Origin of the sequence: Actinomycetospora aeridis (assembly GCF_037400275.1) — a bacterium.
Classification (GTDB): Bacteria; Actinomycetota; Actinomycetes; order Mycobacteriales; family Pseudonocardiaceae; genus Actinomycetospora; species Actinomycetospora aeridis.
The window spans coordinates 605,551-627,092 of record NZ_JBBEGL010000003.1 but is presented as its reverse complement, the minus strand read 5'-3'; the positions used below and the strand labels follow the sequence as shown (position 1 = coordinate 627,092).

General features: G+C 74.4%; 23 protein-coding genes. 9 read left to right on the top strand and 14 right to left on the bottom strand.

Annotation, left to right across the window (positions count from 1 at the left end):
* Positions 1-15: 15 nt before the first annotated feature.
* The 6 genes from WCD41_RS13530 to WCD41_RS13505 are packed head-to-tail and all read right to left on the bottom strand — an operon-like array spanning position 16 to position 5,826.
* Complete coding sequence (locus WCD41_RS13530) at positions 16-762, bottom strand: SDR family oxidoreductase (RefSeq protein ID WP_337713940.1); 747 nt, start codon at positions 760-762, stop codon at positions 16-18.
* An 18-nt stretch (positions 763-780) separates the two neighbouring features.
* Positions 781-1,011, bottom strand: coding sequence for a ferredoxin (locus WCD41_RS13525; protein ID WP_337713939.1), 231 nt, complete (start codon positions 1,009-1,011; stop codon positions 781-783).
* Positions 1,008-2,213, bottom strand: a complete 1,206-nt coding sequence (locus WCD41_RS13520) for a cytochrome P450 (RefSeq protein ID WP_337713938.1) — start codon at positions 2,211-2,213, stop codon at positions 1,008-1,010. The genes WCD41_RS13525 and WCD41_RS13520 overlap by 4 nt, the downstream gene beginning before the upstream one ends.
* A gap of 40 nt (positions 2,214-2,253) precedes the next feature.
* Positions 2,254-3,327: a Gfo/Idh/MocA family protein gene (locus WCD41_RS13515; RefSeq protein ID WP_337713937.1), complete on the bottom strand. Its 1,074-nt coding sequence runs from the start codon at positions 3,325-3,327 to the stop codon at positions 2,254-2,256.
* Entirely contained in the window at positions 3,324-4,340 is a 1,017-nt protein-coding gene (locus WCD41_RS13510) for an LLM class flavin-dependent oxidoreductase (RefSeq protein WP_337713936.1), read from the bottom strand. Before WCD41_RS13510 ends, WCD41_RS13515 begins: the two co-directional genes overlap by 4 nt.
* Positions 4,341-4,368: 28 nt before the next feature.
* Positions 4,369-5,826, bottom strand: a complete 1,458-nt coding sequence (locus WCD41_RS13505; protein ID WP_337713935.1) for an FAD-dependent oxidoreductase — start codon at positions 5,824-5,826, stop codon at positions 4,369-4,371.
* Positions 5,827-5,982: 156 nt separating this feature from the next.
* Between WCD41_RS13505 and WCD41_RS13500 the strand changes: the two genes are divergently transcribed.
* The 8 genes from WCD41_RS13500 to WCD41_RS13465 all read left to right on the top strand — a co-directional run bounded on the left by WCD41_RS13500 (position 5,983) and on the right by WCD41_RS13465 (position 13,364).
* The gene (locus tag WCD41_RS13500; RefSeq protein WP_337713934.1) at positions 5,983-7,179 is read left to right on the top strand and encodes a cytochrome P450; all 1,197 of its coding nucleotides are present in this window, start codon (positions 5,983-5,985) and stop codon (positions 7,177-7,179) included.
* Positions 7,180-7,181: 2 nt separating this feature from the next.
* Positions 7,182-7,562: a nuclear transport factor 2 family protein gene (locus WCD41_RS13495; RefSeq protein WP_337714224.1), complete on the top strand. Its 381-nt coding sequence runs from the start codon at positions 7,182-7,184 to the stop codon at positions 7,560-7,562.
* A 10-nt stretch (positions 7,563-7,572) separates the two neighbouring features.
* The gene (locus WCD41_RS13490; RefSeq protein WP_337713933.1) at positions 7,573-8,562 is read left to right on the top strand and encodes an LLM class flavin-dependent oxidoreductase; all 990 of its coding nucleotides are present in this window, start codon (positions 7,573-7,575) and stop codon (positions 8,560-8,562) included.
* A complete protein-coding gene (locus tag WCD41_RS13485; RefSeq protein ID WP_337713932.1) occupies positions 8,559-9,011 on the top strand; it encodes a nuclear transport factor 2 family protein in 453 nt (150 codons plus the stop codon). Before WCD41_RS13490 ends, WCD41_RS13485 begins: the two co-directional genes overlap by 4 nt.
* Positions 9,012-9,094: 83 nt before the next feature.
* A complete protein-coding gene (locus tag WCD41_RS13480) occupies positions 9,095-9,937 on the top strand; it encodes an SDR family NAD(P)-dependent oxidoreductase (protein ID WP_337713931.1) in 843 nt (280 codons plus the stop codon).
* A gap of 3 nt (positions 9,938-9,940) precedes the next feature.
* Entirely contained in the window at positions 9,941-11,227 is a 1,287-nt protein-coding gene (locus tag WCD41_RS13475) for a cytochrome P450 (RefSeq protein ID WP_337713930.1), read from the top strand.
* Positions 11,224-11,721 carry a nuclear transport factor 2 family protein gene (locus WCD41_RS13470; RefSeq protein WP_337713929.1) on the top strand — a complete coding sequence of 166 codons (498 nt, stop codon included), beginning with the start codon at positions 11,224-11,226 and terminating at the stop codon, positions 11,719-11,721. Before WCD41_RS13475 ends, WCD41_RS13470 begins: the two co-directional genes overlap by 4 nt.
* Before the next feature lie 176 nt (positions 11,722-11,897).
* Positions 11,898-13,364 (top strand): NAD-dependent succinate-semialdehyde dehydrogenase, encoded by a 1,467-nt coding sequence (locus WCD41_RS13465; RefSeq protein WP_337713928.1) that lies wholly within the window; start codon positions 11,898-11,900, stop codon positions 13,362-13,364.
* A gap of 52 nt (positions 13,365-13,416) precedes the next feature.
* On the opposite strand, the gene WCD41_RS13460 is transcribed toward WCD41_RS13465, so the two are convergent.
* From WCD41_RS13460 to WCD41_RS13430, 7 genes are all read right to left on the bottom strand, one after another.
* Positions 13,417-14,448, bottom strand: a complete 1,032-nt coding sequence (locus WCD41_RS13460; RefSeq protein ID WP_337713927.1) for a DUF3616 domain-containing protein — start codon at positions 14,446-14,448, stop codon at positions 13,417-13,419.
* The gene (locus WCD41_RS13455) at positions 14,445-14,894 is read right to left on the bottom strand and encodes a hypothetical protein (protein ID WP_337713926.1); all 450 of its coding nucleotides are present in this window, start codon (positions 14,892-14,894) and stop codon (positions 14,445-14,447) included. The genes WCD41_RS13460 and WCD41_RS13455 overlap by 4 nt, the downstream gene beginning before the upstream one ends.
* 71 nt (positions 14,895-14,965) lie before the next feature.
* Positions 14,966-15,751 (bottom strand): alpha/beta fold hydrolase, encoded by a 786-nt coding sequence (locus WCD41_RS13450; protein ID WP_337713925.1) that lies wholly within the window; start codon positions 15,749-15,751, stop codon positions 14,966-14,968.
* Positions 15,752-15,754: 3 nt separating this feature from the next.
* Positions 15,755-17,407: a glutamate--tRNA ligase gene (locus WCD41_RS13445; protein ID WP_337713924.1), complete on the bottom strand. Its 1,653-nt coding sequence runs from the start codon at positions 17,405-17,407 to the stop codon at positions 15,755-15,757.
* Between the two features lie 28 nt (positions 17,408-17,435).
* Entirely contained in the window at positions 17,436-18,614 is a 1,179-nt protein-coding gene (locus WCD41_RS13440; RefSeq protein ID WP_337713923.1) for an SPFH domain-containing protein, read from the bottom strand.
* Entirely contained in the window at positions 18,614-19,102 is a 489-nt protein-coding gene (locus tag WCD41_RS13435) for an NfeD family protein (protein ID WP_337713922.1), read from the bottom strand. Before WCD41_RS13435 ends, WCD41_RS13440 begins: the two co-directional genes overlap by 1 nt.
* A gap of 42 nt (positions 19,103-19,144) precedes the next feature.
* Positions 19,145-20,092, bottom strand: coding sequence for a DUF3097 domain-containing protein (locus WCD41_RS13430; RefSeq protein ID WP_337713921.1), 948 nt, complete (start codon positions 20,090-20,092; stop codon positions 19,145-19,147).
* A gap of 169 nt (positions 20,093-20,261) precedes the next feature.
* On the opposite strand from WCD41_RS13430, the gene WCD41_RS13425 reads away from it, so the two are divergent.
* Positions 20,262-21,053: an Rv1486c family protein gene (locus WCD41_RS13425; RefSeq protein ID WP_337713920.1), complete on the top strand. Its 792-nt coding sequence runs from the start codon at positions 20,262-20,264 to the stop codon at positions 21,051-21,053.
* A gap of 28 nt (positions 21,054-21,081) precedes the next feature.
* Here the strand turns inward: WCD41_RS13425 and WCD41_RS13420 are convergent, their stop codons facing one another.
* A complete protein-coding gene (locus WCD41_RS13420) occupies positions 21,082-21,540 on the bottom strand; it encodes an FmdB family zinc ribbon protein (protein ID WP_337713919.1) in 459 nt (152 codons plus the stop codon).
* Between the last annotated feature and the right edge of the window lie 2 nt (positions 21,541-21,542).

The following is a 21,542-nucleotide window of genomic DNA, read 5'->3' as shown; positions in this document are numbered from 1 at the left end:
TGACGACGTTTCTGTCTAGAGCAGACCCTGGTAGGCCCCGCCGTCGACGGGGACGGCGGTGCCGGTGACGAACCCGGCCCGTTCCGAGCACAGGAACGCGACCAGCGCCGCGCACTCCGCGGGGTCGCCGAGACGCCCGGCGGGGACGCCGGCGAGGGCGGCGGCGCGCGCGTCGGGGTCGGCGTAGACCGAGCGCACGCGGTCGGTGTCGTGCAGCCCCGGGAGCACGGAGTTCACGGTGACCCCGTCGGCGGCGACCTCCCGGGCGAGCGTGCGCAGGAACCCCGTGGCCCCCGCCCGCGCCGTGTTGGACAGCGCGAGGTTGGGATAGGGCTGGCGCACGCCCAGCGAGGTGATCGCGACGACCCTCCCCCACCCGCGCTCGCGCATCCCCGGCACGGCGGCCAGGCACATCCCGACGACGGCGAGCAGGCTGCGGTCCAGCGCGGCCTGGTAGTCGGCGAGCGCGGTGTCGGCCACCGTGCCGGGACCCGGCCCCGGACCGTTCACGACGAGCAGGTCGAGCCTCCCGTGGCGCGCCTCGACGTCGCGGACGAAGCCGGCCGCGGCCTCGGGGTCGCGGAGGTCGGCGACCAGCCAGTCGGTGCCGAGCTCCGCGGCGGCCGCCTCGGCGCGCCCGGCGTCGGAGCCGCAGATCGTCACCTCGGCGCCCTCCCCGACGAGCGCCGCCGCGCACGCCCGCCCCAGCCCCGCCGTCCCCGCGGCCACCGCCGCGCGCCGTCCCCGGATCCCGAGGTCCACGTCGTGCCCTCCTGCTGACTAGGTCGCGAAGACGTCGATCTCGTCGCCGCTCTCGGCATCGAACACCAGCAGCGCCGACGACGGGCAGGCGCGGGCGAGCCGCAGGGCGGCGTCGTCGGGCAGCGCGGGCGCGCCGGGCACCCCTTCCGCCACCTCCTCGTCGTCGAACCGGAACCGCTCCGGGTACTCGGCGACGCAGCGGCCCGAGCTGATGCAGATCTCCTTGTCGACCTCGATGCGGTAGGTCATCCGAGCACCACCGGGTAGGTGCCCCAGTAGGGGCGCGCGGTCGAGGCGTCGCGCTGCGGAGGGTGCTCGGGATCGGCGCGCACGCCGGCCGCGAAGAGCTGGCCGACGGCGCCGGTGACCAGCCCGAACAGGTGCGTGCCAGAAGTGTTGTCAGCGTCGGTGTCCGATCGCGCGACCACGCCCGCGGCGAGGTCCTGCCCGATGCAGACGTGCATGCCGGCGGCGAAGCTCAGCCCGAACGGGGCGACGCCGGCGGGCACCGTGCGGTCGGGGTCGAAGGCGGCCGCGTCGGCCCCGAACAGCGTGGCGTCGCGGTTGACGGCCTGCAGGTCGATCACGACGGTGGCGCCCTCGGGGATCGTCGTGCCCGAGCGCAGGGCCACCGGGGCGAGCGCGCGGCGCATCCCCACCGGGCTCGATGGGTTGAGGCGCACGGTCTCGTGGACGCAGCGCTGCACGAACAGCGGGTCGGTGTGCGCCTCGGCGCGGTCGGGGTGCTCGGCGAACCAGCCGAGCATGTGGTCGACGGTGCGCACGAACGCCGTGGCGCTCGTGTGCGCCCCGGCCAGCAGGTAGAAGGCGACCTCGCGTCGGACGACGTGGTGCGGCAGGTCGAGCTCGTCGGCGTGGCGCAGCAGGGTGGCGAGCACGTCGCGGGGCGGCTCCTCCCCCCGGTCCAGCATCTCCCGCCGCCGGGCGATCGAGGGCGCCAGGAACTCCGCGTCCCACTCCTCGAGCGCGCGGGCCACCTCGGCGGCCTTCGCGGCCTTGTCCCCCGTGGCGTGCGCCAGCGTCGCACCCTCGATGAACCGCATCATGTGCGCGTGCAGCCGGGCCGTCTCGGCGGCGGTGCCCTCGGGCCGGTCGATCCCCGCGGTCAGCGCGGCGAGGTTGAGCATCAGCTCGTGACCGAGGTGCACGAGGTCGACACGACCCGACGCCACGTAGGGCGCCAGCGTCTGCGCCGTGACCTCGGGGAACAGGTCGCGCTCGTAGCGCTCGAACACCTCCCGGCGGAACATCCGGTTCTCGACGCGCCGGCGGTCGCGGTGCTCCGTGCCGTGCAGGTTCACCAGCACGTCCGCCATCACCACCTCGCCCTCGTCGTAGAGGGACTGACGCAGGTCGCGGCTGCGGTAGGCGTCCTTGGCGTCGGCGAACGTGCTCAGGGTGACGACGAGCGACTCCCCGGTGGTGGTCACGGCTTCCTCCTCGAACCCGGCGACCCCCGGACGGTAGTCGTTAGTCGACTGACGTCAAAGCCGTCAGGCCGCCGTCCACCGCGTCGGCGACCCGCAGGGCGGCGACGCCGTCGGCGAAGGTCGGCAGGTCCGCGGCCGGCGCGCCCTCGGTCAGGTGCGCGACGAGCGCCCGGACGAGGCGGGTGAAGGGCTCGGTGGCGCCGCCCTCGGCGGGCACGATCTCCGCGAGGGCCTCCCCCGGGCGTGCACCGGAGAGGCGCACCGGGAAGTGGCCGGTGTGGCCCGCGGCCTCGGCGACCAGCACGCCGTCCGAGCCGTGCGCGACGAGCCGCCAGCCCCCTCCCCCGGGCGCGACCCAGGAGCTGTGCACCGAGCACAGCGCGCCGTCCCCGGTCCTCGCGGTCCAGGCGGCCGAGTCGACGCTGTCGGCGGGGACCGGCCCGTCCGGTCCGGGCCACGTCGGCGCCCGCCGGGCCACCAGTCCGCGGACGTCACCGAGCTCGCCGAACACCCACCGCAGGACGTCCGCGGTGTGCAGGCCGTGCACCCGAAGCGAGCTCGCCCCGTGGGCGGCCTCGGCGCACCAGCCCGAGCCGCGCACGGCCGCGGGGTTCGTGAACGTCGGGTAGAACGCCTGCACCGCCACGTTGTCGACGCGGCCGATCCCGCCGTCCCGCACCCGCCGGTGCAGCTCGGCGAGTCCGGGCCAGTAGCGCGACTGCATGTCGACCACGGCCACCCGATCGGCCGCCCGCGCCGCCTCGGTCATCTCGAGGCCCTCGCCGGTCGACCGGGCCAGCGGCGCCTCGCACAGCACGTGCTTGCCGGCCCCGAGCGCCGCGGACACCATCGCCGCGTGGCGGCTCGGGCGGGTCGCCACGTCCACCAGGTCGACCTCGGGGTCCGCGCAGAGGGCCTCGAACCCGACGTGGGCCCGGGGCACGCCATGCGTCCGGGCGGCCTCGTCGGCGGTGTCCCGGTGGGCCGTGGCGACCGCGACGAGCTCGACGAGGCCCTCGCGCGCGAGCGCGGCGTAGACCGGCAGGTGGGTGCCGGCCGCGTAGTGCAGGCCGACGACACCGACGCGGACGGGCTTGGCGCGCAGCGGCGTCACGCGGGGACCGCGGGCCGGTCCAGCGCGGGCAGGACCTCGGTCCCGAACAGCTCCATGGCCCGCAGGACCGACCGGTGGTCCGGGCCGGTCGGGTAGCGGAAGATCATGAGGAAGTCGTCGACGCCCGCCTGGTCGCGGAAGCGGCCGATCGTCTCGACGCACTCCTCGGGCGTGCCGAACACGAACCGGTCGCGCACGAACTCCTCCAGGGTGATCTGGTCGGCGCTCGTGACGCCGGGCAGGTCGGTGACGGCGCCGTAGTCGAACAGGGTGCGGGCCATCGCGAGCGCGGTGTCGCCGAAGAGCTCGAGGGCCTCCTCACGCGAGGTGTACGGCCAGCAGAATCGGATGGAGGTCACGTGCGGACGCCGCCCGGCCGCCTCGGCCGCGGCCCGGTAGTCCGCGGCCATGGTCGTCATGGTGTCCAGCGACATGAGCGCGTTGGTGATCCAGCCGTCGCCGAGGCGGCCGGCGCGGCGCAGGCCCCCGGGGGTCCAGGCCGCGAGGTGCAGCGGGACGCCCTCGGGCTGCAGCGGGCGCGGCAGGACGGCGAGGTCCTCGAAGTGGTGCAGTTGGTCGTCGAAGGAGAAGCGCTCCTGCGTGTGGGCCGCCCGCACGATGCGCACGGTCTCGTCGAAGCGCTGCGCCCGGTCCTCCCACGGCACGCCGGCGGCGGTGTAGTCGACCGGCATGTAGCCGGCCCCGAGTCCGAGCCAGGCCCGGCCGCCGGAGAGCTGGTCGAGGATCGCGGCGTCCTGGGCGAGGACGGCGGGCGCGTAGAGCGGCGCGATGGCGATGGCCGTGCCCACGCGCACCCGCTGCGTCCGGGCGGCGATGGCGAACGCGAGGTGCAGCGGCGCGCCGAAGTACTCGTCGGAGTCCTTGTGCTCGGTGGTCAGCGCCGCCGAGAACCCGAGCCGGTCCGCGGCCTCGGCCTGCTCCAGGATCTCCGCGAGCGTGGTCCGCGGCTCGCCGGTCACCTGGCCCTGCGTGAACAGCACTCCGACCGACATCGTCGTCTCCTCGGGGGTTCGTCCTGGTTCAGGAGGTGGTGGGCTCGGGATCGAGCTGCACGAGGGCGATGCGGGCGTCGAGCATGCCCGGCAGCTGGGCGTGGAGGACCGTGCCGTGGCCGCCCCCGCCACGGACGTCGCGGGCCGCGGCGCGCCCGGCGAGCCGTCCGAGCGTGAAGCCGCCACTGATGTGGATGCCGCCCAGGTCGGAGACGGGGTTGAGCCCGCCGACGCAGTCGCCGGCGGCGAACAGGCCCGGGATCGCGTCGCCGAAGACGTCGAGGACCTGCAGGTCGGAGGTGACGCGGAAGCCCCCGCAGCAGAAGTTGATCCCCTCGACCATGGGCACGGCGGTGAACGGCGGCCGCGCGCAGGTCCGGCGTCCGGGCGGCAGCACGACGCGCCCGAAGTCGGGATCCTGTTCGGCCCCGGTGCCCAGGAAGTCGTTCCACCGCGCGACGGTGGCCTCGAGGGCCGCGGCGGGGACGCCGATCGCGGCGGCCAGCTCGGCGAGGCTCCCGGCGGACACCGGGGGCTCGGGCATCTGACCGATGAGCGTGGCCTTCTCGCGGGCCACCTCGTCGTCGACGACGTACCAGGCCCGGCGCCCCGGCTGGTCATGGAGGCGGTCCACGCGCTCCTCGTAGGGCCCGGCCTCGTCGTGGAACCGCTCGCCCTGCCCGTTCACCGCGATCGCGTCCTCCACGACCGAGGAGGAGACGATCACCAGCGGCGGCACGAACGTCATGTTGACCAGGTCGCCGCCCACCGCCTGCCCCAGCAGGTGGCCGTCGCCGCGGCAGGTGTCGATCCCCAGGTACGGGGCGCGCGACACCACCTCGGGCTGGAAGCGGCGCCGCAGCTCGGGGTTGGCCTGGTAGCCCCCGGTGGCCAGGACGACGCCGCGGCGGGCCGTGACCTCGAGGGGCGACCCGTCGGTGCGGGCGTGGGCACGGACCCCGGTGACGCGTCCGTCGGCGGCGAGCAGGCGGTCAGCGACCGTGCCGTAGCGGACCGTCACGCCGTCGCGCTCGACGTCGTCGCGGAAGGCGCGGCCGAGCATCCAGCTGTCCTCGACGGCCGCCATCCGGTCGACCGTGTGCTGGCGGGGCCGCGGGATGAAGCGGCTGAAGCGCACGCCGCGCTCGACGAGCAGGCGGTGGGTCTCGGCGCTCTCCCGGGCGAAGAGCCGCACCAGGGTCTCGTCCCACTCGACGCCGAACCGGTCGCGCGCCTGCTCGACCATCGCGCGGGCGTCGGCGACGAAGGTCTCCTCGTCGTCGGTGATGCCCTGCTCGCGCTGCATCGCCGAGTCGACGAAGGCAAGGTAGCCGGTGGACCAGACGGCGTTGCCCCCGATGTGGTCCCTGGCCTCCAGGACGACCACGCTCGCGCCCTCGTCGGCCGCGGCCGCGATCGCCGCCATGCCGGCGGGTCCGGTGCCGAGCACGACGACGTCGGCCTCGAGCGTCTCGACCTCGGGCACGGTGGCTCCCCGGTAGGTTCTCAGAGGGCAGTGGGACGGGTCACAGACTGGGGAGCGGGCGGAGCGGCGTCAAGTCCCTGACGACGTCCCGACCACTCGACCGGACCGGGAGCCGTTGCTAGCGTCGTTAGTCACGCCACGCCGAGGGAGTGCTCCTTGCCCACGATCACCCTGGACCGCTACGCCGACGTCCGCGAGGCCTACCGGCAGCACGATCTCGAGCAGGCGCTCTACGACGCCGGCGGCGTGGTCATGGCCGACTGCCTGCTGGTGCTGCACGGCTCCGCGCACCGCACGCGGCGCCGCGTCGAGAACCGGCTCTTCCGCCGCGGCACGTTCCGGCACTGGGAGCACACGTTCCTGCGCGACGTCGTCACCGACACGCTCACCCCGTTCGTCGCCGCCGGCCGCGCCGACCTCCTCGAGCTCGGCTACCGCACGGTCATGAACCTGACGGCGATGGTGGCGGGCGTCGACCACTCGACCACCGACGTCACCGAGACCGACGCCCTCTACCGCTTCGCGAAGAAGTTCTCCGAGGGCGCGACGCTCGTGCACACCACCCGCGACCCCGCGGAGGTCCGCGCCGAGGTCGCCGAGGCGCTCGACGAGTTCGACCGGATCTTCCTGACGCCCTCGATCGCCCGCCGCGAGGCGCTGCTGGCGCAATTCGCCGCCGGGGAGATCACCGAGGACGACCTGCCGCGCGACGTCCTCACCGCGCTGCTGCGCCACACCGAGGAGCTCGGCCTCGACCGCGACATGCTGCGCCGCGAGGTCGCGTTCTACCTGCAGGCCGGCTCGCACAGCACCGCCGACGCCTTCTCCCACGCCGTCGACGACTGGTTCGCCTGGTACGCCCGCGACCCCGAGGCGGCCGAGAAGGCGCGCCAGGACCCGGCCCTGCTGCAGGCCTGCGTCTACGAGACGCTGCGGCTGCACCCGGCGAGCCCCGTCGCCCGGCGCCGCGCACTCGCGCCGATCGCGCTGCGCGGCGGTACCGCGATCCCCGAGGGCGCCGAGGTCGTCCTCGACATCGCCGCCGCCAACCGCGACCCGGCGATCTTCGACCGCGCCGGGGAGTACGACCCGACCCGCGACGTCCCCGCCGACGTGCCGCGCTGGGGGCACGCCTTCGGCGGCGGGATGCACGCGTGCATCGGCACCGAGCTGGCCGGCGGGGTGCCCGCGGCGTCGGACCGCGAGGGCGCCCAGGTCCTCGGCACCGTGACCCTCATGCTCGACGCCCTGCTCGCGGCGGGCGCGCGCCCCGACCCGGCGGCACCCCCGCAGCGCGACCCGCACTCGGCGCGGGACCACTTCGCGTCGTACCCGGTGGTGTTCGGGCCGTGACGATGCCGCCCGTGGTGGAGCGCTTCCTCGCCGCGGTCGAGGCCCGCGACCCCGACGCGGCCGGCGCGTGCTTCGCCGACGACGCGACGTGGGCGAACGTCCCGCACCCGCCGGTCGTCGGCCCCGACGGTGTCCGCGGCATGCTCGCCCCGATCCTCGCGCGCTCGGCGTGGGTCCGCTGGGACATCGTCACCGCGGCGCACACCCCGGAGCGGTCGTGGCTCGAGCGGGTCGACCGCTTCGGCATCGACGGCGACGAGTACGCCGTCGCCTGTCACGGTGTCGTCGAGGTCGACCCGGAGCGCGACCTCATCATCGCGTTCCGCGACTACGTCGACCTCGGCGAGTGGCGGGCACGGCTCGGCGCGGTCCTGTCGCTGTGACGGACGAGCTGTGACGAACGAGCTCAGCCTCGGCCTCGGTCTCTGGAGCGGCCAGCACGGCGACCCCACCGACGCCGTCGCCCTCGCCCGGGCCGGCGAGGCCGCCGGGTTCGACTCCTTCTGGGTCACCGAGCACCACGGCCTGCCCGACGGCTACCTCCCCTCGCCGCTGACCGTGCTCGCGGCGTGCGCGCCCGTCACGAGCCGGATCGAGCTGGCGACCGGCGTCGTCCTGGCGCCCCTGCACCACCCGCTGCGCCTCGCCGAGGACGCCGCGCTCGTCGACCGGCTCAGCCACGGCCGGCTCCTGCTCGGCCTGGGCCTCGGGTACGCCGCGCACGAGTACCGCGCCTTCGGCGTCGACCCGGCCACCCGCGGCGCCCGGCTCGAGGCGCTGGTGGACGCGCTGCGCGCGGCGGGGGCGGGCGAGCCGTTCTCCGCGCCCGCGCTCGGTCTGCACGACGTCCGGGTGACGCCGACACCGGCGCGCCCCATCCCGCTGTGGCTCGGTGGGTACGCCGGCCGCGCGCTCGCGCGGGCCGGGCGCCTCGCCGACGGGCACCTGGTCGGGCGCGGTGAGCCGGGGATCGTGTCGGCGGCCTCGCGGACGCTGGAGACGGTGCGCGACCCCGCCGACCCGACGTTCGTCCGCGGCGTCGTCGTCACCTGCGTGCTCGACGCCCCGGGCGGCGGGGCCGCGCAGGCCCGCGCCGGGTTCGCCCGCGCCCAGGAGGCCTACGAGGCGATCCAGCGGGGGCGGGCGGTCTACGCCGGGCTCGCGGACCCCGCCCGGGCGGCCGACATCGACGCCCACATCCAGGTCCGCGGCGACGTCGACGAGGTCGTCCGTGGCCTGCGGGACGTCGTCGCGTCGCTCGCTGCCTGGTCGCGGGTCCACCTCGTGATCCGCCTGGTGTTCGCCGAGCCGGACCTCGACACCGTCCTGACCCGCGTCGCGACCTTCGGCGAGCGGGTCCTCCCCCACCTGGAGCTCCCGTGACCCCCGACGACCGCGTCGCCATCACCGACGTGCTCGCGCTGTACTGCGAGCGGATCGACTCCTACGACATGGACGCCGTCGTGGACCTGTTCACCACCGACGCCGTCATGGACTTCGGTCCCGGGCGCGGCGGGGCGCTGCGGGGCCGGGAGGCGCTGCGGGCGCGGTTCGCCGGCGGCCAGGCGGGCTTCCGGAGGACCCACCACCACCTCGGGCAGGTGCGGCTCACCGACGCCGGCGACGGGCGGGTGCACGCGCTCTCCTCCTGCTCGGCGGGCCACGAGCTCCACGACGGCACGCAGTGGCGCGTCGGCCTGCGCTACGTCGACGTCCTGGTGCGCGAGGACCGCTGGCGCATCGCCGAGCGCCGGATCGAGGCCGCGCTCGTCGAGGGCGGACCGCGCGACGGGTGGACGTGGATCGGCCGGAAGGACCCCGAGACCGCCTGAGCCTTGCCGCCTCCGTCGAGCGGCGTTAGCGTCCTCACGACGCATGAGCGGCGTCACAGGCACCCAACGGCGGAGGCGTTTCGATGGCGGCAGTACTGCGTGGGCTCGAGGGCAAGAACGTCCTGATCACCGGCGCGGCGAAGGGGCAGGGGCTCAGCCACGCGCTGGCGTTCGCCGACGCCGGGGCCGACATCGCCGCCCTGGACATCACCGACCCGATCCCCGACATCTATCCGCTCGCCACGGGCGAGATGCTCGAGGAGACCACCAAGGCCGTCGAGGCCGCGGGTCGGCGGTGCCTGCCGCTGGGCTGCGACATCCGCGACGAGAGCCAGGTCGAGACGTCGGTGGCCAAGGCGCTCGACTACTTCGACGGGCGCATCGACATCCTCGTCAACAACGCCGGCGTGGCCGCCCTCGACACCATCCAGGGCATGCGCAGCCACGTCATGGACGCGGTGATCGACACGATCCTCAAGGGCCACATGTACGTCGCCAAGTACGTGGTCCCGAACATGATCGGCCGCCGCTCCGGGAAGATCATCAACATCTCGTCGGGCGTCACCGGCTCCGGGCACGCCCAGCTCTCGCACTACGTGGCCGCCAAGCACGCGATCCAGGGCCTGACCTCCGCGTGGGCGTTCGAGCTCGCCGAGTTCGACATCAACGTCAACGCCATCGCGCCCGCGACGATCAAGCCGGGCGAGGGGCAGGGTTCGGGCATGGTGCTCGGCCTCGCGGGCGAGGTCGGCATGACCCCCGACGACGCCTACGAGATGTTCTCCGCCGCCGGCAACATGCCCGGCGACAAGTGGCGCACCGAGGTCTCCGACATCACCGACGCGGTGCTCTTCCTCGCCTCCGACAACGCCGACCAGATCACCGGCCACATCCTGCGCGTCGACGCCGGGCAGGGGGCCAAGTAGCCCATGACCACCGGGACGCGCCCCACCAAGCCGATCTTCGACCAGGAGCAGGACGCCATGCGGTGTCCGTATCCGCACTACGCGCAGCTCCGGCGCGAGGCACCGGTCTTCCACGACCCCGAGTACGACATCTACGTCGTCACCCGCCACGCGGACATCGAGAAGGTCAACACCCAGCCCCGGCTGTTCTCCAGCCAGAACCCGATGGGTCCGACGGTGTCGGGGGCCGTCGCGGCGGTGGGGCGCGCGCTCGCGGACGCGACACCGGAGTTCGCCGAGCGCGTCCGCGTGGTCATGAGCCGCGGCGACGTCCTGTTCACCCAGGACCCGCCCGACCACAGCCGCCACCGCCGCATCCTCAACAAGGCGCTGACGCCGCGGTCGGTCGCGAAGATCGAGCCGCGGATCCGGGAGCTCTGCCACGGGCTCGTCGACGGCTTCGCGGTGTCGGGCGACGAGGGCGAGGTCGACCTCGTCCCCGCGTACTGCTCGCCCGCGCCCGTCCAGGCGCTGGCGACGCTGCTCGGGGTGCCCATCGAGAACTCCGGTGACTTCGCGCGCTGGGCGGACGCGATCAACGCCGCCATCGGCACGGCGATGACCGACGAGGCCCTGCTCGCGACGCTGGAGACCCAGATCGAGTTCTGGACCTTCTTCGAGAACGAGATCGCCGACCGCACCCAGAACCCGCGCGACGACCTGCTGACCGCGGTTGTGCAGGCCCGCAACGAGGGCGACGCGCCGCTGACGCCGAACGAGATGGTCGGCTTCTGCAGCCAGCTCATCGGCGCCGGGGCGGACACCACCACCAAGCTGATCTCGTCGTTCATGCTGATGCTCTGCGAGGACCCGGAGCTCATGGCGCGGATGCGGGCCCGCCCCGAGGAGCTCGGCCGCTCGCTGGAGGAGGCCCTGCGGCTCGAGTCGCCGGTGCAGGGGCTCTTCCGCGTCGCCACCGCCGACACCGAGCTCGACGGCGTCGCCATCCCCGCCGGCGCCCACGTGTGGGTCGTCTACGCCTCCGGCAACCGCGACGAGGACATCTTCTCCGCGCCGGACGCGTTCGACCCGTCGCGCGAGCGCCTGCGCTCGCACCAGGCGTTCGGCCACGGGCCGCACTCGTGCATCGGGGCGCCGCTGGCCCGCTCGGTCGCGCGAATCGCCTTCGAGGTCCTGCTCGAGCGGCTCGACGACATCGCGCTCGCCGAGCCGGGCTTCGTGCCGCGCTACGACCCGAGCTACGTCATGCACGGCATGGCGCACCTGCCGCTGATCTTCACCGCCCGGTGAGCGATCTTGAGGCGCTCCGGCGCCGCCTCGAGGTCCTCGAGGCGGAGTCGGCGCTGCACAAGCTGCGCAACCGGTTCCACGAGTACGTCAACACCGACCGGTGGGACGAGATCGGCGGCCTCTTCGCCGAGGACGCCGAGCTCGACTACTCCTACCTCGGGGCGGCGTCGGGGCGGGCGGCGATCACGGAGTTCTTCGCGGCGATCCCGCGGCTGCTCCCGGCCGGTCCGGAACAGGCCGGCACGCCGTTCGTCCGGCAGTTCATCCACGGGCACGACGTGACGATCGACGGGGACGCGGCGACGGGGACGAGCTTCCTGTTCGCCACGCCGATCTACCACGGGCAGAGCTTCGTGCTGGCCGGGCGCTTCGCCGACACCTACACCCGGGTCGGCGAGCAGTGGCTGTTCGCGAGCGTGGCCCTGGAGATCTACTACTCGGTCCCTCTCGCCGAGGGCTGGGCCGGCCCCGACCGGCACCGGATGGCGCTCTAGATTCCGCGCGAACGGGGACTTGCGACGCAGAGAAGCAGCGAACGCCACGTTCGCTGCCACCACCTCACGCGCCGCGGCGACCACCCGCGGCCCGCGCACGCGTAGCGGCGTGGATCCCAGGGCACTCCGCCGTCCGACCGGCCCCGTACGACGGGGCAGCCGACGGGAGGGGACCCATGGCCGAGAGCGACCGCGAACGCCGAGTGATCGACGAGGTCACCAAGGGCCTGATCATCGGCGGGTCGGTGCGCGACGCCACCGACGGGCGGACGTTCGGCGTCGAGGACCCCTCGACGGGGGAGCTCCTCTGCGACGTCGCCGACGCCTCCCCCGCCGACGGGATGGCGGCCCTCGACGCCGCGGCGAAGGCCCAGGCCTCGTGGGCGGCGACCGCCCCGCGCGAGCGCGGCGAGATCCTGCGCCGCGCGTTCGAGCTGGTCACCGAGCGGGCCGACGACATCGCCCTGCTCATGACCCTCGAGATGGGCAAGCCGCTCGCCGAGTCGAAGGCCGAGATCACCTACGCCGCCGAGTTCTTCCGCTGGTTCTCCGAGGAGGCCGTGCGGATCGCCGGCGAGTGGAAGGTCAACGCGAACGGCGCCGGCCGGGTGCTCGTGATGCGCCAGCCGATCGGCCCGTGCCTGCTGATCACGCCGTGGAACTTCCCGCTGGCCATGGGCACCCGCAAGATCGGCCCGGCGATCGCGGCGGGCTGCACCATGGTGATCAAGCCGGCCGGGCTCACGCCGCTGACGATCCTCAAGCTGGCCGACATCCTCGCCGAGGCGGGCCTGCCCGACGGCGTGCTCAACGTCGTCACCACCTCCTCGACGGGCAAGGTGATGGAGCCGCTGATCCGCGATGGCCGGATCCGCAAGCTCTCGTTCACCGGCTCCACCGAGGTCGGACGCCGGCTCATCGAGCAGTCCGCGGAGCAGGTGCTCAAGACCTCGATGGAGCTCGGCGGCAACGCGCCGTTCGTGGTGTGCGCCGACGCCGACGTCGACGAGGCCGTGGCGGGCGCGATGCTCGCCAAGATGCGCAACATCGGCGAGGCCTGCACCGCGGCCAACCGCTTCTACGTCCACGCCGACATCGCCGAGGAGTTCACGAAGAAGCTCACCGAGCGGATGGGTGAGATGAAGGTCGGCCGGGGCACCGAGGAGGGCGTCGAGGTCGGCCCGCTGGTGGAGGCCGACCAGCGCGACAAGGTCGCCGAGCTCGTCGACGACGCCGTGCAGAAGGGCGCCACCGTGCGCACCGGCGGGCAGATTCCGTCGGGGGCGGGCTACTTCTACCCGCCGACGGTGCTCGCCGACGTCCCGACCTCCGCCCGCCTGGCCAAGGAGGAGATCTTCGGTCCGGTGGCGCCGATCTTCACCTTCACCGAGGACGACGACGCGGTCCGGGCCGCCAACGACACCGAGTTCGGGCTGGTCAGCTACCTGTACACGAAGGATCTGACCCGGGCGATCCGGCTCTCCGAGCGTCTCGAGGCCGGCATGGTGGGCCTCAACCAGGGCATGGTCTCCAACGCCGGCGCCCCGTTCGGCGGCTGGAAGCAGTCGGGCCTGGGCCGCGAGGGCGGCAGCGTCGGCATCGACGAGTACCTCGAGATCAAGTACGTCGCCATGAACGTCTGAGGTGCGCTGCGCGCATGTGAGCACTTTCGCGTGCTGGAGCACGCGAAAGTGCTCACATGGCCGCAGGCCACAGGTCGCCGACGAGGTGGTCGCCGTCGAGGCGGTGGGGCGCCGGGGTGTCGTGGAGGACGAGCAGGCCCTCCGGCAGGACGGCCAGCCCCTCCGGGCGGTCGCAGCCCCGGCCCACCGCCACCTCGGTGACCACCTCGACCTCGCCGGCCGTGATCGCGGGCGGCAGCGCCGCCGAGGCCGCCCCGCGCAGGCGCACGACGCGGGCCGGGCCGTCGAGCACCATCGTCGGCCCGGCGAGCACGAGCAGGTCGTCGCCGTCGCGGGCGAGGTCGCGCACGCCGAGGCCCTCGAGGTCGACGAAGTGCTTCGTCACGCCGTCGAGCACGAGCGCCGCGCCGTCGGCGTGCACCGCGACCTCGAGCAGCACCGCCCACCCCCGCAGCACCGGCCCGCGCAGCCCGAGGACCACCCCGCCGCCGGCGTTCGCCTCGCGCACGGCGAGGCCCTCGACGTCGAAGCCGTTGTCCTTGCCGGGGATGCCGAGGAACGGGCCGAGGTGCTCGTCGTCGGCGAGCGCGCCCCATAGCCCCCGCTTGCCCGCGGGCAGCCGCGCCGCCTCGCCGAGCCCGGCGACCTCCTGTCCCGCGGGCACGGTCCGCGGGCCGTCGGCGCCGTCGCGCAGCGGCAGGCGCGCGAGGACCCGCCGGGACTTCTCGGGCGAGACCTCCGCGATCCGCGGACCGATCTCGTCGAGGGCCGTCCCCGGCTTGACCCGCTTGCGCTTGGCGCTGTGCGACCCGGCGACCCAGAGGCAGCCGTCGACCACGTCGAGACCCTCCGCGTCCACCTCGTCCTCGGGCCCGCCCTTCAGCGCCACCGCCTCGGTGAGCGCCACCTCCTCGGGCTCCTCCCAGCCCAGCGAGCCGCCGGGCTCGCGGCGCAGCCGCAGGAGCGCCGAGCCCTCGTCGGGGGCGAGGAACATCGTGTCGCCCGTGACGGCCACGCCGGACAGGTCGAGCCCCGCGGTCGGGGCGTAGGAGCCGAGGTGCAGCCGCACCGGGAGCGGGGTCATCGCCGCTGGAACGAGAAGACGGCCGTGCGCCCGTCGGAGGACTCGACGCGCACCGTCGACCCGTCCTCCACGAACGTCCCGCCCTGCTGCACGCGGGTCACGACGCCGTCGTCCTCGACGTCGACCCAGCCGGGCCCCATCGCGTTCACCCCGAAGTCCACGCCGTCATTGTTCCGCGGCGCGCGCCGTTTCGTGCTGCTGCGTGTGCGCGTCGACTGGTTCGTGTCGGGCTGGGAGACCTCGACCGGCGCGCTACTGACCGTCGCGCGGCAGTTGCTGTTGCTGCAGCTCACCGAGGTGGCGGCGCCGCTGCAGCCGCCGAGCAGGCCGCCGGCGAGCACCGCGGTCGCCAGCGCGCCGGCGGCGAGGGACAGCCGCCGGCCCGGCGGGCCGCCACCGTGGGTCGTGGCAGGGGCTGATCGGCGCTCGCGGGTGATGACGGCCATGGCGCACCTCTTCGTGGGTCGGCGGGGACGATCTCGCCCCTCCGACGCTGCGGCACGGCCGGAATGTTCCGTCAGCTGCCGAGGACGTCGCCCAGGACCCGCGCCAGGTCCTCGGGCTCCCAGCCGTGCCCGGCCCCGGGGACCTCGCCGCGCCGGGCGTCGGGCAGAGCGTCGACGAGCGCATCGGCCGCCTCGACGAGGAACGGCCAGGCACTGGTGCCGGTGAGCACCGTCGTGGGCACCGTGACCCGGCGGGCGAGCGTCCCGTCGCGCAGCGCGTCCGCGGTCCACGCGAGGGCCTCGGCGTCGGCGGCCGTGGTCGGGGCGAGACGCAGGTGGTGCTCGCGGTCGGGACCGGCGAGCATGCCCTCGAGCCACTCCGGGGGCATGTCCGCCGTGACGAGGCGCAGCACGGCCTCGTGGTCGCCCGACGCGCTGCGCTCGACGATCCCCCGGTGCCACGCGCGCGCCTCGTCGCCACCCTCGAGACCGGCGGGCAGCTCCCAGAGCACGAGACGGTCGACCTCCGGCAGCACGGCCGCCGCGGCGAGCGCGATCGCCCCGCCCGAGGAGCTGCCGTAGAGCGCGGCGCTCCCGCCGAGCTCGGTGACCAGCGCCCGGATCGCCGCGATCTCGCCGTCGAGGGTGAACGGCGGCTCGCCGGTCGACTCCCCGCGGCCGGGCCGGTCGTGGTGCACGACGTCGAACCCGCGCCCCGCGAGCGCGGTGGTCAGCGCCCGGGTCGCCGTGTCGGTCGGGCGCGCCTGCCCGAGCCCGCCGACGAGCACCAGCGGCCGCCCGCCCGAGCCCTCGCGGTCGTAGGCGATCCGGCGGCCGTCGTCGGTGCGGACGTACACGGCTCAGCCGGCCGGTGCGCGCAGCCGGCGGACCACCTCGTCGGCGCCGAGCGCGCGCGTGACCTCGTAGAGGTCGGGGCTGCGCTGCGCGCCCGTGATCGCCACGCGGGCGACGTTGGCGGCGTCGCGCAGCATGCCGGGATAGGCGTCGGGGTCCTTCTTGTACGTCTTCGGGTTGGGCGCGAAGCCGTGGCGCTGCGCGAGGTCGCGGATCTGCTGGAACCAGGTCGGCTGGTCGCCCTCGTGGGTGTAGGTGTCCGCCAGGTCGGTGGCGACGGCGCGCACCAGCGACGCGTCGAGCTCGCCGAAGCGCTCGTCGGCGGGGTCGGTGACGTCGGTGAACAGCTCCGGGAAGAAGAACCCGTAGGCCTCCCGGAAGTCCGACCACTTCGCGAGGTCCTTGCGCGGGTTCTCGACGCCGACGCGCTCGACGTCGATCGCCGCGAGTGCGAGCTCGGGGTTCGCGTCGAGCACCTTGACGACCTCGGGGTCGTACTCGGCGGCCCAGGCGCGCACGCCGGCCATGACGTCGGGGCCCGACAGCGTCGCGATGTGGTCGGTGGAGATGTCGCTGAGCTTGACCGTGTCCACCAGCGGCCCGGCGAGCCCGAACTCGTCGAGACGCAGCGGGGTCGCCAGCGCCTCCGGCAGCGGCATCTCCGCGAGGCGGGGGTTGGCCAGCCCGCGCAGGTAGTACTGCACCGCGGGGACGGGGAAGCCGGCCTCGAGGTAGAAGTCGACCGACGCCTCGGGGTCCTTGCGCTTGGAGAGCTTGCGCTTGGAGCCGCCCTCCTGCTTCATCAGCGGCGCGAGGTGGGCGTAGTCGACCGGCTCGAAGCCGAGCGCGGCGAACAGCTGGCGGTGGGTCGGCACCGACGAGAGCCACTCCTCGGTGCGCACCACGAGGTTCGTGCGCATGAGGTGGTCGTCGACCGCGTGCGCGAAGTGGTAGGTCGGCAGCCGGACGGCGCTGTCCGAGCTCTTGAGGATCACCACGTCGTTGTGGTTGTCCTCCATCTCCACCCGCCCGCGCAGGCGGTCGGCGAACGCGAACCGCTCCCCCACCTTGCCCTCGGACCGGAACCGCGCCACCCACGGCTTCCCGGCGTCGAGCGCCGCCTGCACGTCCTCCTGCGCGGCGTCGCGCCACGGCGCCCACCGGCCGTAGTAGCCGGTGGGGAGCTTCAGCGTGCGCTGGGCGTCGGAGATCTCGGCGAGCTCGGCCTTGGTGGCGAAGTCCGGGTAGGCCTTCCCCTGCCGCATCAGCTCGCGGACGTAGCTCTGGTAGATCGCCGCGCGCGCCGATTGGTGGTACGGGCCGTACTCGCCGGCGGACACGGGGATGTCGCCCTCGTCGGGCAGGAGGTCGAACGCCTCGAACGCCCGGCGGAACTGCTCGTCGGCGCCCTCGACCTCGCGACTCTGGTCGGTGTCCTCGATGCGCAGCACGTAGACGCCGCCGGTCGAGTGGGCGAGGTCGCGCGACACCATCGCCGTGTAGAGGCCACCGACGTGCACGAACCCCGTCGGGCTCGGGCCGAACCGCGTCACCAGCGCGCCGTCCGGCAGCCCGCGCGGGGGGTAGCGCTCCTCGAGCTCGGCGGGCTCGGGCAGGTCGGCCGGGAACAGGCCGTCGACGAGGGCGCGATCGAGCATGCACCCAGCCTAGGAGGTGGCCGCCGGGTCAGACCGTGTCGGGCGGCGTCACGTCCCCGCCCGCGTGGCGCCCGGCGCCGTTCGACTCGGGCTCGGCCGACGTCGCCGCCTCCGCGCGCTGCTCCGCGGCGGCGACGACCTTGGCGATCTCCGGGTCGGTGCTGGTGTCGAACCAGTCGGCGACGTCGTCATCGGTCTGGCCGGGGCGGCTGGCGGGGCCGTCGTCCGGGGACGGCGTGTAGCGGAAGACGCCGTCGTCGCCGGGCGCCCCGAGCATCTTCGTGAAGCCCTCGAGGGCCTTGCCGAAGTCGCTCGGCACCATCCACACCTTGTTGGCCTCGCCCTGCGCCATCTGCGGCAGCGTCTGGAGGTACTGGTAGGCCAGCATCTCCGGGGTGGGACGCCCGGCCTTGATGGCGGCGAAGGTCTTCTCGATCGCCTTCGCCTCGCCCTGGGCCTGGTAGTACTGCGCGGCCCGCTCGCCCTGGGCGCGCAGCATCGTCGACTGCCGGTCGGCCTCGGCCTCGAGGATGGCGGCCTGCTTGGCGCCCTCGGCGGACAGGATCGCGGCCTGCTTGTTGCCCTGCGCCTCGGCGATCGCGGCCTCGCGGTGGCCCTCGGCGGTGAGGATCATGGCCCGCTTCTCGCGGTCGGCCTTCATCTGCCGCTCCATCGAGTCCTGGATCGACGGGGGCGGGTCGATGGCCTTGAGCTCGACGCGGACGACGCGCAGGCCCCAGGGACCGGTGGCGTCGTCGAGGGCGCGCCGCAGGCGGGAGTTGATCGTCTCCCGGGACGTCAGCGCCTCCTCGAGGCTCATCCCGCCGACGACGTCGCGCAGCGTCGTGGTGGTGAGCTGCTGGACGCCGTTGATGTAGTCGGAGATCTCGTAGACGGCGTTGCTCGGCTCGGTGACCTGGTAGTAGACGACGGTGTCGATGGAGACCGTCAGGTTGTCCTGCGTGATCACCGGCTGGGGCGGGAACGAGACGACCTGCTCCCAGAGCGCCACCCGCTCGCGGATGCGGTCGATGAAGGGCACGAGGAACGTCAGCCCGGGGGCGGCGGTGCGCTGGTAGCGCCCGAGCCGCTCGATGACGGCGGCCTCGGCCTGGCGGACCACGGTGATGCTCTTGACCACCGCCGTGATGATGAGGATCAGCGCGGCGGCGATGACCACGTAGAGCACGAGCGTCGCGGGCTCCATCAGCTCTCTCCCTGGAGGGGCGGGTGGGACGGGTGGGACGGGTCGGGCGCGCGGCCCGGACCGGTGACCACCGCGGTCGCCCCGCGGATGTCGACGACGACCACGGGGTCGCCGGTGGCGAGGGTGTCGCCCTCGTGCAGGGCGCGCGCGGTCCACAGCGCGCCCCCGATCCGCACGGTGCCGGTGTCGCCCGTGGCGATCGGGTCGACGATCTCCGCGTCGGCGCCGAGCAGGGCCTGCGGGCCGGCGTTGACCGTGCCGGAGCGATCGGTGCGGAAGCGGCGCTGCAGTGCGGGCCGCGCGAGCAGCACGAGGGCGGCGGCCGACAGGCCGAACACGGCGACGTCGACCCCGAGCGGGGCGCCGAGCGCGGAGGCCCCGGCCGTGACGAGCGCGGCGAGCCCGAGCATGAGCAGCACGAAGGTGCCGGTCACGAGTTCGACCGCGACGAGCACCACCCCCGCGATCGCCCACAGCAGCGGGATCACGCGTGTGAGTGTGCCAGAGAGCACCCTGCGGGCAGCGTGTGTTCAGGGACCGACGGTGACGAAGTCGATCAGCTGCTCCATCGCCGTGATCAGGGGCGTCTCGAGGTCGGTCCACGTCGACACCGACGACAGGACCCGGCGCGCCCCGGCCCGTTCGTCACCCCACCCGAGCGCCTCGCAGACGCCCTTCTTCCACTCGATCCCGCGCGGGATCGTCGGCCACGCGTCGATGCCCACGGTCCGGGGCTTCACGGCTTCCCAGATGTCGATGTACGGGTGGCCGAGCACCAGCACGTGGGCGGCCGCCGGACCGAGATCGCGCCGCAGTCCCTCGGCGATCCGCGACTCCTTGGACCCGGTCACGAGGTGGTCGACCAGCACACCGAGACGCCGGTCCGGCCCGGGTCCGAACTCGCGCGCGGCGTCGACGAGCACGTCCGCGCCGTGCAGCGGCTCGACGACGACGCCCTCGACGCGCAGGTCGTGGCCCCAGACCCGCTCGACGATCTCGGCGTCGTGCAGGCCCTCCACCCAGATCCGGTGCGGGAGCGCCGTGCGCGCCCTGACGTTCTCGACGCGCCGGGAGCCCGAGGCGGAGTGCTGCTGGGCGGCCGGGGTGGGCGGCGTCGCGCGCTGGGGCGGGACGAGCGTCGCCGGCCGGCCCTCGTGCAGGAACGCGGCGGGCTTGTTCGGGAAGAGCCGGCGGCGCCCGGCGGCGTCCTCGAGCACGACCTCGCGGATGTCGGCGCGGATCACGGCGCCGCAGAACGTCTCGGCGGCGTCCTCGACGACGAGCCCGGGCTCCGCGACCACGGTCACGACCTCGCGGGCCGGCTTGTGCGGCGCGAGCCCGGGCAGGCCGCCCGTGCGCCCGGCGCCCGACGACGGCCCGCCGCCGCCCCGGCCCGGAGCGCGCACCGCCCCGCCCGTCGAACGGAATCCGGGGTCACCGGTGGAGCCGTGCATCCCCCGGCCCTGCGTCCTCGCCACGGAGGGACGCTAACCGCGCGCGGCGATCGTCCGTGGCCGACACGCCCGTGCGCCGGCTGTGGTGTCGAGCGAGGGTCACCCTGACTGCGTGGGAGGCAGCCGGGGAGTCCCCCGCCGCGCCACGTGGACGGGCGCGCCCTGGTCGGGAGGCGCCGGTAGCGTGGATCGGGTGCCCTGTGCGAGTGCCTCCCTCGCTGTCTGGAGTGCGGCGTGGCTCGCCGGCTCCGCCGCGGCCGACGACGTGCTCGACGCGCTGGCCCCGTGGTCCGAGGCCCACGACGTCGTCGCCGCCGACGCCGCGACGGCGGCCGTGACCGACCTGCCGACCCCGGACCACGCCGGCGCCGCGCTGGCGTCGCTGCTGGTCCTCGCCCGGCAGCGGGTGTCGCCGACCGGCCCCGACGCGCGGCTGGTGATGCCCGCGCCCGGGGACGTCCGCGGGCTGCCGGGGCCCGCCGGGCTGCGGACGGCGGCCCTGGAGGCCGGGGAGTGTGCCGTGCTCGCGGGGGCGGGGCTCGCGGCCGTGCCGGCGCCGGTCGCCGACGGTGTCCTGCGCTGGACCGTGCACGTCGTCGACGACGTGCCGCCGGCGGCGCACCCGAGCCTGTCCGACGCCGAGCACGACCTGCGCAGCTCGGTCCGCGACGCCGCTGACACCCTGGCCGCGATGGACGTGGCCCGCCCGAAGGCCGGGGTGCGCGAGGAGATCGCCGACCGGCTGCGCCGCCGTCCCCACGCGACCTGGCCCACCGGCACGCCCGGACGCCCGCTGCGCGTGCTCCAGCACGCCGACGAGGTCGAGGCGATCCTGATCGCGGCCTCCGGCGACGACCCGGGCGGCGCGATGTCGTCGTCGGCGACGCTGGCGCGCACCGACGCCCTGCGCCCGCTCGCCACCGCCGTGCGCGCGGCCCGCGTCGCGGCCGTGGCCGAGACCGTGCGGGCGCTGACGGCCGCCTGACCCCGAGGGGTCCGGCGGCCGTCAGCTCTCAGTGGCCGTGCCCGTGACCATGGCCGTGGCCATGGCCGTGCCCCGAGGAACCCGAGGACCCCCCGGAGTCCTTCTTCGGTGCTGACTCCGACGACGACGAGTGCCCGATGTAGGGCTCCCCCGCCCGCAGGGGCGCCTGCTCGTAGCGACCCTCGTGGGCCGCGACGGGGCGGGTGTCCCCGCGGAGCTCGGGGTGCTTCGCCTCGAGCTTCTCGCGCTTGTCCCACTGTCGCTGCAGACCGGTGACGTACTCCCGGTTGCCGCGGTGGGTCCCCTTCCACGTCTGGGGCATGTACTCCTTGGACGGTCCCGGGTCGGCGGTCCCGGTGAGCGCGGGGCGGGACGGCACCTTGCGCGTCTCGCCACCGCACTCCGGGCACGCCGGCGCGGGCGCGTCCCGGCCGATCAGCCGCTCGAACCGCGAGCCGCAGTCGCAGCGGTAGTCGTAGATCGGCACGC